11 protein-coding genes are annotated in these 13,509 nt (G+C 65.9%); 10 read left to right on the top strand and 1 reads right to left on the bottom strand.

The window, feature by feature from the left end; translation table 11 throughout:
- Nucleotides 1–4: 4 nt before the first annotated feature.
- The 10 genes from mmsB (at nt 5) to EAG14_RS03765 (ending at nt 11,970) form a co-directional block, all read left to right on the top strand.
- Complete coding sequence (mmsB, locus tag EAG14_RS03810; protein ID WP_121728107.1) at nt 5–1,225, top strand: multiple monosaccharide ABC transporter permease; 1,221 nt, start codon at nt 5–7, stop codon at nt 1,223–1,225.
- A 169-nt stretch (nt 1,226–1,394) separates the two neighbouring features.
- Nucleotides 1,395–2,921, top strand: coding sequence for a sugar ABC transporter ATP-binding protein (locus tag EAG14_RS03805; protein ID WP_121728106.1), 1,527 nt, complete (start codon nt 1,395–1,397; stop codon nt 2,919–2,921).
- Nucleotides 2,922–3,081: 160 nt separating this feature from the next.
- Nucleotides 3,082–4,134: an ABC transporter permease gene (locus tag EAG14_RS03800; RefSeq protein ID WP_121728105.1), complete on the top strand. Its 1,053-nt coding sequence runs from the start codon at nt 3,082–3,084 to the stop codon at nt 4,132–4,134.
- A gap of 20 nt (nt 4,135–4,154) precedes the next feature.
- The gene (gene yjfF / locus EAG14_RS03795) at nt 4,155–5,189 is read left to right on the top strand and encodes a galactofuranose ABC transporter, permease protein YjfF (protein WP_121730277.1); all 1,035 of its coding nucleotides are present in this window, start codon (nt 4,155–4,157) and stop codon (nt 5,187–5,189) included.
- A 45-nt stretch (nt 5,190–5,234) separates the two neighbouring features.
- Nucleotides 5,235–6,968: an IlvD/Edd family dehydratase gene (locus EAG14_RS03790; protein WP_121728104.1), complete on the top strand. Its 1,734-nt coding sequence runs from the start codon at nt 5,235–5,237 to the stop codon at nt 6,966–6,968.
- A gap of 243 nt (nt 6,969–7,211) precedes the next feature.
- Nucleotides 7,212–8,150, top strand: a complete 939-nt coding sequence (locus tag EAG14_RS03785) for a dihydrodipicolinate synthase family protein (RefSeq protein WP_121728103.1) — start codon at nt 7,212–7,214, stop codon at nt 8,148–8,150.
- A gap of 6 nt (nt 8,151–8,156) precedes the next feature.
- Nucleotides 8,157–9,200, top strand: a complete 1,044-nt coding sequence (locus EAG14_RS03780) for a 2-dehydro-3-deoxygalactonokinase (protein ID WP_121728102.1) — start codon at nt 8,157–8,159, stop codon at nt 9,198–9,200.
- Nucleotides 9,197–9,850: a 2-dehydro-3-deoxy-6-phosphogalactonate aldolase gene (locus EAG14_RS03775; protein WP_121728101.1), complete on the top strand. Its 654-nt coding sequence runs from the start codon at nt 9,197–9,199 to the stop codon at nt 9,848–9,850. The genes EAG14_RS03780 and EAG14_RS03775 overlap by 4 nt, the downstream gene beginning before the upstream one ends.
- A gap of 30 nt (nt 9,851–9,880) precedes the next feature.
- Nucleotides 9,881–11,029, top strand: coding sequence for a galactonate dehydratase (gene dgoD / locus EAG14_RS03770; RefSeq protein WP_099741990.1), 1,149 nt, complete (start codon nt 9,881–9,883; stop codon nt 11,027–11,029).
- Between the two features lie 113 nt (nt 11,030–11,142).
- Entirely contained in the window at nt 11,143–11,970 is an 828-nt protein-coding gene (locus EAG14_RS03765; protein ID WP_121728100.1) for an MBL fold metallo-hydrolase, read from the top strand.
- 51 nt (nt 11,971–12,021) lie between these two features.
- Here EAG14_RS03765 and EAG14_RS03760 read toward each other — a convergent pair whose 3' ends face one another.
- A complete protein-coding gene (locus tag EAG14_RS03760) occupies nt 12,022–13,467 on the bottom strand; it encodes a PLP-dependent aminotransferase family protein (RefSeq protein WP_099656572.1) in 1,446 nt (481 codons plus the stop codon).
- Nucleotides 13,468–13,509: the final 42 nt, after the last annotated feature.

Raw genomic sequence — 13,509 nt, 5'->3', positions numbered from 1 at the left:
AAATATGAGCCAGACAACTACCACGGCCTCGGCCACGCCCGCTTCGGGTGGAACCACCCTCTCGACGCGGTCACTGCTGGACCACGCCAAACAGAACCTGCGCGAATACGGCATGTTGATCACGCTGGTCGCGATCATGGGGTTCTTCCAGTACATGACCGACGGCACGCTGATGCAGCCGCTCAACCTCACCAACCTGATTCTGCAAAACAGCTACATCGTCATCATGGCGCTGGGCATGCTGCTGGTGATCGTGGCGGGGCACATCGATTTGTCGGTGGGCTCGGTGTGCGGCTTCATTGGTGCACTGGCAGCGGTGTTGATGGTGCAGTACCAATGGCACTTTGTGCCCGCCACCCTGGTGTGCCTGGTGTGCGGTGGCCTCATTGGTGCGGTGCAAGGCTGGTTTGTGGCCTTCTCGCGCATTCCTTCGTTCATCGTCACGCTGGCAGGCATGCTGGTGTTCAAGGGCCTGGCGCTGGCGTTGCTGGCAGGGCAGTCGGTGGGCCCCTTTCCTGAGTCGTTTCAGATGCTCAGCTCGGGCTTCATTCCCGACTTTGCCAACGGCGAAGGGCTTCGCATCACATCCATGGTGCTGGGCTTGGCAGTGGCTGTGGCCCTCACGGTGTCGGCGGTGCGCGAGCGTGCCAACCGCCTCAAGCACGGCGTGCACACTGAGCCTGCGGCTTTCTTCGCGATCAAGACGGCGGTGTTTGCCTTGCTGCTGATTGCCTTCAGCTACCTGCTCGCCTCGTACAAGGGCCTGCCCAACGTGCTGGTCGTCATGGCGCTGCTGATCGTGTTTTTTGAATTTGTCACCAGCCGCACCACCATTGGCCGGCGCATCTACGCCATGGGCGGCAATGAAAAAGCCGCCAAGCTCTCTGGCATCAAAACCGAGCGCCTGTCGTTTTATGCCTTCATCAACATGGGCGTGCTGGCCGCCCTGGCAGGCCTGGTGTTTGCCGCGCGGCTGAACACCGCCACGCCCAAGGCGGGCCTGGGCTTTGAGCTGGACGTGATTGCCGCTTGCTTCATTGGCGGGGCCTCTGCCTCGGGCGGCGTGGGCAAGGTCATGGGCGCGGTGATTGGCGCCTTTGTGATGGGCGTGATGAACAACGGCATGTCCATCCTGGGCATTGGCATTGACTACCAGCAGGTCATCAAAGGCGTGGTGCTGCTGGCCGCAGTGCTCGTGGACGTTTACAACAAAAACAAAGCATGAAGAATGAAGCACCCCCTGAGTCGCTTCGCGCCTTCCCCCTCTCTCGACTCGCTACGCGACTCGGGAGGGGAACGCCCCCAGTGCGGCGGGGCGGCCCTTGCACGGGGGCGCTCGCTTGGCCGCGCCAGTTTGGCAGGCCATGCGGACGACCACGGATGTCTGTAACCCCATGAACAGCCCATCCCCAACTCCCGTGCTGCAGCTCTCGGGCATCCACAAGCAGTTTGCGGGCATCCCCGTGCTGCGCGATGTGCAGCTCAACCTGTACCCGGGCGAGATCCACGCGCTGATGGGCCAAAACGGTGCGGGCAAGTCCACCTTGATCAAGGTGCTGACGGGCGTGCTGGAAGCCAGCGGCGGGCAGATGCGACTGGGGGACGAAGCCGTGTGGCCGGATTCGCCCCTGGCGGCGCAACGCCTGGGCATCAGCACGGTGTACCAGGAGGTCAACCTCTGCCCCAACCTCTCGGTGGCCGAGAACATCTTTGCGGGCCGCTACCCCCGCTGCGGCTGGGCGCAGGGCTTTCGCATCGATTGGAGCGCAGTACACCAGCGCACCCAGGCACTGGTGCAACGCGTGGGGCTGGACATCGACGTCACGCGCTTGCTGTCGGACTACCCCGTGGCCGTGCAGCAGCTGGTGGCAATTGCGCGGGCCATCAGCATCGAATCGCGCGTGCTGATTCTGGACGAACCCACCTCCAGCCTGGACGACGACGAGGTGCAAAAGCTCTTTCAGGTGCTGCGCAAGCTGCGCGGCGAGGGGCTGGCCATCGTGTTCGTGAGCCACTTTCTGAACCAGGTGTATGCCGTCTCTGACCGCATCACCGTGCTGCGCAACGGCAGCTGGGTGGGCGAATGGCTGGCCAGCGATTTGCCCGCGCCAGCCCTGATTGCCGCCATGCTGGGGCGAGAGCTGGCCGCACAAAGCGCCCATGCCCCCGCGCCCAATGCGGTGGACGCCGCCACGCCCGCGCTGGTGCAAACCGAGGGCCTGGGCAAGGCGGGGCAGCTCAAGCCGCTGGACTTGCAGATCCGGGCGGGTGAAGTGGTGGGGCTGGCGGGGCTGCTGGGCTCGGGCCGCACCGAGCTGGCACGGCTGCTGTTTGGCATGGAAGCCCCGGACCGGGGTGTGCTGCGGGTGGACGGCAAAGCCATCACCTTCGCAAGCCCCATGGACGCCATTGCCAGCGGCCTGGCGCTGTGCCCTGAAGAGCGCAAGACCGACGGCATCGTGGCCGAGCTGTCGGTGCGCGAGAACATTGCGCTGGCGCTGCAGGCCCGCCTGGGGCTGTCGCGCTTTTTGTCGCGCACCGAGCAAGCCGAGATGGCGCAGCGCTACGTGCAACTGCTGGGCATCAAAGCCGCCAGCGTGGACACGCCCATTGGCCTCTTGTCGGGCGGCAACCAGCAAAAGGCCATTTTGGCGCGCTGGCTGGCCACCGAGCCCCGCCTGCTGATCCTGGACGAGCCCACGCGCGGCATCGACGTAGCCGCCAAGCAGGAAATCATGGAGCAGATCCTGCGTCTGGCACAGGCGGGCATGGCGGTGCTGTTCATCTCCTCCGAAATGAGCGAAGTGGTGCGCGTGGCACACCGCATCGTGGTGCTGCGCGAACGCGAAAAGGTGGGTGAGTTGCCTGCGGGCAGCAGCGAAGACGATGTGTATGAATTGATTGCAGCCAACCATGCTTGACATAGAGAACACCCCCCTGAGCCGCTTCGCGGCCTCCCCCCGCTCTCGCATCGCTAAGCGATGCGGGCAGGGGACGCAGCCCTCACTGCGGGGCGGCCCTTGCTCGGCTGCCATCGCCTAGGCCGCGCCAGTGTCTTGCGCAGCGCCATGGATGACCTCTATGTCTGAACGTAGCACCATCTTCCCTGTGACCGCCCTGCTGCGCCACCGGCTGGCCTGGCCGCTCATCACCCTGCTGTTGCTGCTGGGCGTGAACACTGCCTTCAACAGCAGCTTCCTGCACATCGAGTGGCGCGATGGTCACCTGTACGGCAGCCTGATCGACATCCTCAACCGCGCAGCCCCACTGGTGCTGGTGTCGCTGGGCATGACGATGGTGATTGCCACGCGCGGCATCGATATCTCGGTCGGTGCGGTGGTGGCCATTGCCGCTGCGGTGGCGGCGTGGATGGTTGGCGGTGCGGTGTCGGGCACCGAGAGCCGGTTTCCGCTGCCCGTGGCCATTGCCGGGGCCATCGGCATCGCGCTGCTGTGCGGCCTGTGGAATAGCTTGCTGGTGGCCAAGGTGGGCATGCAGCCCATCATTGCCACGCTGATCCTGATGGTGGCGGGCCGGGGCATTGCCCAACTCATCACCGACGGTCAGATCATCACCATCTACTACACGCCGTTTTTCTTTCTCGGGGGCGGCTACCTGCTGGGGCTTCCGTTCTCGCTGTTTGTGGTGGCCGCCGTGTTTGCCGTGCTCTACCTGGCCGTCACCCGCACTGCGCTGGGGCTGTTTGTGCAGGCGGTGGGCATCAACCCCGCGGCGGCCCGGGTGGCTGGGGTGCAGGCCCGCCGCCTGGTGGTGGCGGCCTATGCGTTTTGCGGGGTCTGCGCGGGCATGGCCGGGCTGCTGATCTGCTCCAACGTCAAAAGCGCTGACGGCAACAACGCAGGCCAGCTGCTGGAGCTGGACGCCATCTTGGCGGTGACGCTCGGGGGCACGGCCCTGACGGGTGGGCGCTTCAGCCTGGTGGGCAGTGTGGTGGGCGCGCTCATCATCCAGTCGCTCACGTATGCCATTTACTCCCTGGGCGTGCCGCCAGAGATCAACCTGGTCGTCAAAGCCATCGTGGTGTTCCTGGTGATGCTGCTGCAATCCCCCGAGTTTCGGGCGAGCGTGGGCGCCATGGCGCGCCGCCCTGCAGCGACAGGAGTGTCGGCATGAGCAGCCTGCCCCAACCCCTGATGAACGCAGCCCCATTGACCGAGGCCCCGCATTCAGCCCAAGTGCCTGCAGCTTCGGCAGCGTCCCGCCCGCGCCTGAACCCCAAATACCTGCCCCTGGCCACCACCATCGCGCTGTTCACCGCCATGGCCACAGCGGGCTCTGTGCTGTACCCCGGCTTTTTTTCAGCACAGGTGTTTCTCAATCTGCTGATCGACAACGCCTTCCTGGTGATCGTGGCGGTGGGCATGACGTTTGTCATCCTGTCCGGCGGCATCGACCTCTCGGTGGGCTCGGTGGTGGCGCTGACCACGATGGTGCTGGCATCGCTGGTGGAGCGCCATGGCTGGAGCCCCACCGCCGCCATTCCACTGGTCTTGGCGATGGGCACGGTGTTTGGTGCCTGCATGGGCTTTTTGATCGAGCGGTTTCGGCTGCAGCCCTTCATCGTGACGCTGGCGGGCATGTTCCTCGCACGCGGCCTGTGCTATCTCATCAGCATTGACTCAATCAGCATCACCCACGAGGGCTACTCTGAGATGGCCCAGTGGCGCTGGTCGCTGGGCGAATCCATGTCGATTTCGCTGGGCGCCTTGATCGCCCTGGGGGTGTTGATGGCCGCAGCGTTCATCGCGCACTGCACGCCCTTTGGCCGCAACGTGTATGCCGTGGGCGGCAGCGAGCACTCGGCCGTGCTGATGGGGCTGCCCGTGCGCCGCACGCTGGTGGGCGTGTACACGCTGTCGGGCCTGTGCTCTGCGCTGGCGGGGGTGGTGTTCACCTTCTACATGCTGTCGGGCTACGGCCTTCACGCCACGGGCATGGAGCTCGATGCCATTGCCGCCGTGGTGATTGGCGGCACCTTGCTCACCGGCGGCGTGGGCTATGTGGCGGGCACGCTGTTTGGCGTGCTGATGCTCGGAATCATCCAGACCCTGATTTCCTTCGACGGCACGCTCAGCTCCTGGTGGACGCGCATCGTCGTCGGGGTGCTGCTGTTTGTCTTCTGCCTGCTGCAACGCCTGCTCACGCACCGCACCGCCCAGCGCCACTGATTCAACGCTCTCTTTCTTCCTCTCTGATTCTCTCTGATCCCCACCATGACTACCCCCAAGCGCAAACTCCGCTCCACCGAATGGTTTGGCACCGCCGACAAGAACGGCTTCATGTACCGCAGCTGGATGAAGAACCAGGGCATCCCGGACCATGAGTTCGACGGCCGCCCGATCATCGGCATCTGCAACACCTGGTCTGAACTGACGCCCTGCAACGCGCACTTTCGCAAGATCGCCGAGCACGTCAAGCGTGGCATCTACGAGGCAGGCGGCTTTCCGGTCGAATTCCCCGTGTTCTCCAACGGCGAATCCAACCTGCGCCCCACGGCCATGCTCACGCGCAACCTGGCCAGCATGGACGTGGAAGAAGCCATTCGCGGCAACCCCATCGACGCGGTGGTGCTGCTGGTGGGCTGCGACAAGACCACGCCCGCACTGCTAATGGGTGCGGCCAGCTGCGACGTACCGGCCATCGTGGTCACGGGCGGGCCCATGCTCAACGGCAAGCTCGACGGCAAGGACATCGGCTCGGGCACGGCCGTGTGGCGCCTGCACGAATCGCTGAAGGCGGGCGAGATCAACGAGCACCAGTTCTTCGCGGCCGAGGCCGGCATGTCCCGCTCGGCAGGCACCTGCAACACCATGGGCACCGCCAGCACCATGGCCTGCATGGCCGAGTCGCTGGGCACCTCGCTGCCGCACAACGCAGCCATACCCGCCGTGGATGCGCGCCGCTACGTGCTGGCCCACATGTCGGGCCGCCGCATTGTGGAAATGGCGCACGAAGGGCTCACGCTCTCCAAGATCCTGACCCGCGAAGCGTTCGAGAACGCCATCCGCACCAACGCGGCCATTGGCGGATCGACCAACGCCGTGATCCACTTGAAGGCCATTGCCGGGCGCATCGGCGTGCAGCTGGAACTGGAGGACTGGACACGCATCGGCCGCGGCACGCCCACGTTAGTGGACCTGCAGCCCTCGGGCCGTTTTCTGATGGAAGAGTTCTACTACGCGGGCGGCCTGCCCGCCGTGCTGCGCCGCCTGGGCGAGAACAACCTGCTGCCCCACCCCAACGCCCTCACCGTCAACGGCAAGAGCCTGTGGGACAACGTGCGCGAAGCCCCGCAGTACAACGACGAGGTGATCCGCCCGATCAACAACCCGCTGATCGCCGATGGCGGCATCTGCATCCTGCGCGGCAACCTGGCGCCGCGTGGCGCGGTGCTCAAGCCCTCGGCCGCCTCGCCCGAGCTGCTCAAGCACCGGGGCCGCGCCGTGGTGTTCGAGAACCTGGAGCACTACAAGGAGCGCATCGTCGATGAGAACCTGGACATCGACGCGAGCTGCGTGATGGTGATGAAGAACTGCGGCCCCAAGGGCTACCCCGGCATGGCCGAGGTGGGCAACATGGGCCTGCCCCCGAAGCTGCTGCGCCAGGGCGTCAAAGACATGGTGCGCATCTCCGACGCCCGCATGAGCGGCACCGCCTACGGCACCGTGGTGCTGCACGTGGCGCCCGAGGCGGCTGCGGGCGGCCCGCTGGCTGCCGTGCGCGATGGCGACTTCATCGAGCTGGACTGCGACAACGGCCGACTGCACCTGGACATCAGCGACGAGGAGCTGGCCGCGCGCCTGGCCGCATTGGCTGGCACGGACAACGGCGGGCGCGGCGGCTACCAGCGCCTGTATGTGGACCATGTGCTGCAGGCCGACGATGGTTGCGACTTTGACTTCCTCGTTGGCTGCCGGGGCGCCGGTGTGCCACGGCACTCGCATTGACATGGAACACCCCCCTGAGTCGCTTCGCGCCTTCCCCCCGCTCTCGCATTGCTGCGCAATGCGGGCAGGGGGACGCAGCCAGCGCACGGAGCGAACGCGACATCGTCCATGTCGGGGCGGCCCTTGCGCGGCTGCCCGCGTCTGGGCCACGCCCCTTGCAAAATTCGCTACAAATTTGATAGCTACCAGCGCTTTATGGACAAGCGGTAGAGCCCTATTTCAATCAATTTACCTATACCCGCCATGCCAGTCACGCATTCCCTTCAGAACCCTCGCTATCGCGGCATCTTCCCCGTGGTGCCCACCACCTTCCACGAAGACGGCACGCTCGACCTCGAGAGCCAGAAGCGCTGCCTCGACTTCATGATCGACGCCGGTGTGGACGGCGTCTGCATCCTGGCCAACTTCTCCGAGCAGTTCTCGCTGTCGGATGCCGAGCGCGAGACACTGACCCGCACATCGCTGGAGCATGTGGCGGGCCGCGTGCCCGTCATCGTCACCACCACCCACTACGGCACCCGCGTGTGCGCCGAGCGCAGCCGCGCCGCGCAAGACATGGGTGCCGCCATGGTGATGGTGATGCCGCCCTACCACGGCGCCACCTTCCGCGTGCCTGAGGCGCAGATCTACGAGTTCTATGCCCGCGTGTCCGATGCCATCCGCATTCCGATCATGGTGCAGGACGCGCCCGCCAGCGGCACCGTGCTGTCGGCCCCGTTCCTCGCGCGCATGGCGCAGGAGATCGAGAACCTGGCTTACTTCAAGATCGAAGTGCCCGGCGCCGCGAGCAAGCTGCGCGAGCTGATCCGTCTGGGCGGCGATGCCATCGAAGGCCCGTGGGACGGCGAAGAGGCCATCACCCTGCTGGCAGACCTGGATGCCGGGGCAACGGGCGCGATGACGGGCGGCGCCTTCCCCGATGGCATCCGCCCCATCATCGAAGCGCACCGCCAGGGCGATGCCGACCTGGCCTTTGCGCTGTACCAACGCTGGTTACCGCTCATCAACCACGAGAACCGCCAGGGCGGCATCCTCACGGCCAAGGCGCTGATGAAGGAAGGCGGCGTGATCGCCTGCGAGGCAGGCCGCCACCCCTTCCCGGCCATGCACCCCGAGGTGCGGCGCGGCCTGATCGATATTGCGCGCCGCCTGGACCCGCTGGTGCTGCGCTGGGGCAAGTGAGCCGCCATGGCAGACACCGCCCACCTCTCTGACACCCGCCTGGTCGCCCTGGACTGGGGCACCAGCGCGCTGCGTGCCTTTCGCCTGGATGACCAAGGACAGGTGCTGGAACAGCGCCACCGCCCCTGGGGCATCATGAACCTGCCCCCGGCACCGGCAGGCCACACCGATACGGAACCCGGCGCGGCCTTCGAGCGTGCCTTGCAAGACGCCTGCGGCGACTGGTTGGCCGCCCTGCCCTCTCTGCCGGTGCTGGCCTGCGGCATGGTGGGCAGCGCGCAGGGCTGGCGTGAGGCCAAGTACCTGGACACGCCCACCTCGCTCGACGCCCTGGCACGCGGGCTGACTGTGGTGCACCGTGGCAACGCAATGCCCCTGCACATCGTGCCCGGTCTGCTGCAGCGCGGGGCCTTGCCCAATGTGATGCGCGGGGAAGAAACGCAGGTGCTTGGCGTGCTGGCCGATGCCGCCCTAGCAGGCCCAGGCCCAGTACTGGTGGGCCTTCCAGGCACACACAGCAAATGGGTGGTGGCACGGCAGCACCGCATCGAGCAGTTTCACACCTTCATGACGGGCGAGGTGTTTGCCGCCCTGCGCGAGCACACCATCCTGGGCAAGACGATGCAGGCACCGGCCGCACCCCACGACACCGCGTTTGCGCAAGGCCTGCAGGTGGCTCGCGGCAGCGATGCGGCACTGGGGCTGCTGTCGCACATCTTCAGCACGCGCACGCTGGGGCTGACCGGCGCCCTGCCCGCGACCGCGCAGGCCGACTACCTCTCGGGCCTGCTGATTGGGCACGAGATGGCCAGCCTGGCGCGCCTGTACCCGCCTGCCCCGCACGCGAGTAGCTCGCCCATGCCCCTGGTGCTGTGCGGCGAGGCCGACCTGTGCCGCCGCTATGCCATCGCCCTGCAGGCCTATGGATTCAACGCCCCCACGGTGGCCGCGCAGGCCACGGTGAGCGGCCTGTGGCACATCGCCCGGGCTGCTGGGCTGATAGCCCCAGGCCCGCTGCCCACCCCAACAACCCAAAGCCAAGCCGCATGAATGCCACCCACACGCCATTGATCCAGGCCCTGCAGCAGTGCGGCCTGATCGCCATCCTGCGCGGGGTGCAGCCCCACGAGGTGGTGGCCATTGGCCACGCGCTGTACGACGCTGGCTTTCGCACCATCGAAGTGCCGCTCAACTCCCCCGAGCCCCTGGCCAGCATCCGCGCACTGCGCGATGCGCTACCCGCTGACTGCCTGGTGGGCGCGGGCACCGTGCTCACACCCCAGGCCTGCGCCGACGTGGCCGCTGCGGGCGGGCAAGTCATCGTCATGCCGCACAGCGACCCCGCAGTGATCCGCGCGGCCAAGGCGGCGGGCCTGGCCTGCGCCCCCGGGGTGGCCACGTTGACCGAGGCCTTTGCGGCTCTGGCCGCAGGGGCCGATGTGCTCAAGCTGTTCCCGGCCGAGGCCCTGGCCCCAGCGGTACTCAAGGCCTGGCGCGCCGTGCTGCGCCCGCCCGTGGCCTTGCTGCCCGTGGGCGGCATCACCCCCGACAACCTGGCGCCCTATGCCGCGGCGGGGGCCAGCGGCTTTGGCCTGGGCTCGGCCCTGTACCGCCCCGGCGACAGCGCCGAGCAAGTGGCCCGCAACGCGGCTGCATTCGTCCAGGCCTGGCGCCACGCGTATCCAACTAGCGCGGTTTGAACCCAACCCTCTACGGTCCTTTTTGCATCCATGAAAATCACCCGACTGACCACCTACCTTGTGCCACCCCGCTGGTGCTTTCTCAAGATCGAAACCGATGAAGGCATCGTGGGCTGGGGCGAGCCCATTCTGGAAGGCCGCGCCCAGAGCGTCGCTGCCGCCGTGGCAGAGCTGGGCGAGTACCTGATCGGCAAAGACCCCCGGCGCATTGAAGACCACTGGACGGTGCTGTACCGGGGCGGTTTTTACCGGGGCGGCGGCATCCACATGAGCGCGCTGGCGGGCATTGACCAGGCGTTGTGGGACATCAAGGGCAAAGCCCTGGGCGTGCCGGTGTCCGAGCTGCTGGGGGGCAATGTGCGCGACCGCATCCGGGTCTACAGCTGGATTGGCGGCGACCGCCCCAGCGAGACGGCGGCTGCTGCCAAAGCGGCCGTGGCGCGGGGCTTTACCGCCGTGAAGATGAATGGCACCGAAGAACTGCAGTACGTGGACACGTTTGACAAGGTGGAGCGCTGCCTGCAGAACGTGGCCGCGGTGCGCGAGGCCGTGGGCCCCAACGTGGGCATTGGCGTGGATTTCCATGGACGGGTGCACAAGCCCATGGCCAAGGTGCTGTTCAAAGAACTGGAGCCGTATCGGCTGATGTTCATCGAGGAGCCCGTGCTGAGCGAGCACTACGAGGCCCTCAAGGAGTTGGCCCACCTGTCGTCCACGCCCATTGCGCTGGGCGAGCGGCTGTACTCGCGCTGGGACTTCAAGCGCATCCTGTCGGAAGGCTATGTGGACATCATCCAGCCCGATCCATCGCACTCGGGCGGCATCACCGAAACGCGCAAGATCGCCGCCATGGCCGAGGCCTACGACGTGGCCCTGGCCCTGCACTGCCCGCTGGGGCCCATCGCCTTGGCGGCCAACTTGCAGCTGGACGGGGTTTGCTACAACGCCTTCATCCAGGAGCAAAGCCTGGGCATCCACTACAACGCCAGCAACGACTTGCTGGACTATGTGAGCAACCACGAAGTCTTCTCTTACGAGGACGGCATGGTGGCCATTCCACAAGGCCCTGGGCTGGGCATTGAAGTGAACGAAGCCTATGTGCAGGAGCGCGCCCAGCAAGGCCACCAATGGCGCAATCCGGTGTGGCGCCACCGGGACGGCAGCTTCGCGGAGTGGTGATTCTTAAGCCACCGTTGCAAATTGTGTCTTCATCGTGACGGACTTGATATTAATCAATTAGGCTTTTTGGGGGCACTCGTACAGTCGGCGCTTTACTGCTCCTACGCACTGACATGGCCATCGAACTCTATCGTGACAAGAACCACGCATGCCTCATGTTCACCGACCTCATCGAGGAAGATGGACAGGCAGTGCAGGCCAATCAGTTTTTGATCGTGGACGATGACACCGGGGCCATCATCGACCCCGGTGGCAACCTGGCATTCAACGAGCTGTTCATGGGGATGACCAAGCATTTCCCCCCACACAAGCTGTCGTACCTGATCGCCTCCCACGCCGACCCAGACATCATTGCCTCGCTGGACCGCTGGATGACCAGCACCAAGGCCACGCTGGTCATCTCGCGGGTGTGGGAGCGCTTTGCACCGCACTTCACCAAGGTGGGCAAGACTGAGAACCGCGTGATCGGCGTGCCCGACGGCGGCGGCCATCTGCCCCTGGGTCGGCACGAGCTGGTGCTGCTGCCTGCGCACTTCATGCATTCCGAAGGCAACTTCCACTTCTACGACCCGGTTAGCAAGATCCTGTTCACAGGCGACCTGGCGGTGTCCATGATGTCTGGCGCAGAAGCCGCTCGCCCCATCACCGACCTGAAGGCGCACATCCCGCGCATGGAAGGCTTTCACCGCCGCTACATGGTGTCTAACAAGATCCTGCGACTGTGGGTGACCATGGCACGGCAGTTGGACATCGCCATGCTGGTGCCCCAACACGGCGCCCCCATCATGGGCAAGCAGGCCATCAACGACTTTTTCGACTGGATCGAAAACCTCAAGTGCGGCATTGACCTGTTTGACGACCGTGCCTACCAAATCCCCACGGCCCACATCGACCCTGTGACGCGCCAAATGCGCCCTGCCTTGCGGCAAGTCGCAGGCTGAGCAGATTCGGGCCAACGCGGCTGCAGGCGGCCGTGCGCGCCCTGCGGTCCGTCAGGCCGCCGCAGGCTCGGCCCAGAGGTGGCAGGCCATGTCGCCCACGCGTGCCAGGGCCTGCAAATGCTCCAGCGACCAATCCCCGCCCACCCCGATGCGCAGGCAGTTGCGAAAGCGGCCACTGGCGCTGAACAGCGTGCCAGGCGCTACCAAAATGCGCTCGGGCAAGCAGGCCTCGTGCAAGCGGTTGGCGTCCATTCCGCGTGGCAACTCCACCCACAGCAGCAGGCCCCCTGGCGGATCGCTGACCCGCGTGCCTTGCGGGAAATGTGCGGCGATGGTGCTGCGCACCGCGTCCATGCGGGCCGCCACCGCAGCACGCAGTTGGCGCATGGACGCCGCATGGCCCGCCTGGGTGATCAGATCGGCCAGTGCCAGCTCCAGCACCGCCGACTGCCCGCCCGCCTGCAAGTCCTTGATGCCCCGCAGCTTGCTGGCCCAGCGCCCGGCCTCCACCCACCCCAGGCGCAGCCCCGGTGCCAGCGTTTTCGAGAACGAGTCGCACAGCATGACGTGGCCCGTGGTGTCGTATGACTTCACGGCACGGCGCATCTCATTGACCTCGACCAGATCGTTGTAGATCGCATCCTCGATCACCGCGATACCGTGGCGCGAGGCCATCTGCGCCAACCGCTTGCGCTCGCCCTGCGGCATGCAACTGCCCAAGGGGTTGCTCAGGGTCGGCACCACCAACACGGCCTTGACGGGTTGCGTGTCCAGCGCCAGTTGCAACGCATCCAGTGACAAACCGTGGCGTGGGTGGGTGGGAATCTCCAACGCCTTGAGGTGCAGGCCCTGCAGCACCTCCAGAAACGAGAAATGCGTGGGGGACTCCAGCGCCACCACATCGCCCGGCTGGGTGACGGTGCGCAGGCACAGGGCAATGCTGTCCATGCAGCCGCCAGTGACCACGATGTTCTCCGGGTCCAGGCTGCAACCCAATCCCACGGCATAGCGCGCCAAGGCACGGCGGGCCTCTTCATGGCCGGACGACGACGGGTAGGTGCACAGCAAGTGCCGGTGCCTCTGCGCCGCCCGGGTCACGGCGCGGCGCACGCGGTCAGGGTTGAACAGATCCGGCCCGGGAGTGCCACTGCTGAACGAGAACATGCCCTCGGGCTGCTGGCGCCCCAGAATGCGCTGCCCCAGCCAGTCCACCGACACGTCACGCGGCCGGCGCATGGGGCGCGGGGTGCTGGGCTCGGGCAGACTCACAGGCCGCGCCGCCACAAAAAACCCTGAGCGCGGGCGCGCAGTGACCAGCCTGGCATCTTCCAGCCAGTGGTAGGCCTGCACCACCGTGGTTTGCGCCACGCCGTGCTGGCGCGCCAGTTCACGCACCGAGGGCAGCTTCTCGCCCCGGGCCAAGGTGCCGTTGCGAATCAGCTGCGCCAGCTGCTCGGCAATCTGAAGGTACAGCGGTGGGGAGTCATCGGTAGCCATGGCTGCATTCTGTACTGACAAGCCCACAGGCAGCCAGTACAG

This window comes from Acidovorax sp. 1608163 (assembly GCF_003669015.1).
Classification (GTDB): Bacteria; Pseudomonadota; Gammaproteobacteria; order Burkholderiales; family Burkholderiaceae_C; genus Acidovorax.
This window is presented reverse-complemented; position numbering and strand designations above follow the sequence as displayed.

Bases quoted from the DNA above. Each gene is read 5' to 3' on its own strand.
- EAG14_RS03780 (WP_121728102.1), top strand. From the start codon at position 8,157: ATGGCAGACACCGCCCACCTCTCTGACACCCGCCTGGTCGCCCTGGAC.
- EAG14_RS03765 (WP_121728100.1), top strand. From the start codon at position 11,143: ATGGCCATCGAACTCTATCGTGACAAGAACCACGCATGCCTCATGTTC.
- EAG14_RS03790 (WP_121728104.1), top strand. From the start codon at position 5,235: ATGACTACCCCCAAGCGCAAACTCCGCTCCACCGAATGGTTTGGCACC.
- dgoD (WP_099741990.1), top strand. From the start codon at position 9,881: ATGAAAATCACCCGACTGACCACCTACCTTGTGCCACCCCGCTGGTGC.
- EAG14_RS03775 (WP_121728101.1), top strand. From the start codon at position 9,197: ATGAATGCCACCCACACGCCATTGATCCAGGCCCTGCAGCAGTGCGGC.
- EAG14_RS03785 (WP_121728103.1), top strand. From the start codon at position 7,212: ATGCCAGTCACGCATTCCCTTCAGAACCCTCGCTATCGCGGCATCTTC.
- yjfF (WP_121730277.1), top strand. From the start codon at position 4,155: ATGAACGCAGCCCCATTGACCGAGGCCCCGCATTCAGCCCAAGTGCCT.
- mmsB (WP_121728107.1), top strand. From the start codon at position 5: ATGAGCCAGACAACTACCACGGCCTCGGCCACGCCCGCTTCGGGTGGA.
- EAG14_RS03800 (WP_121728105.1), top strand. From the start codon at position 3,082: ATGTCTGAACGTAGCACCATCTTCCCTGTGACCGCCCTGCTGCGCCAC.
- EAG14_RS03805 (WP_121728106.1), top strand. From the start codon at position 1,395: ATGAACAGCCCATCCCCAACTCCCGTGCTGCAGCTCTCGGGCATCCAC.
- EAG14_RS03760 (WP_099656572.1), bottom strand. From the start codon at position 13,467: ATGGCTACCGATGACTCCCCACCGCTGTACCTTCAGATTGCCGAGCAG.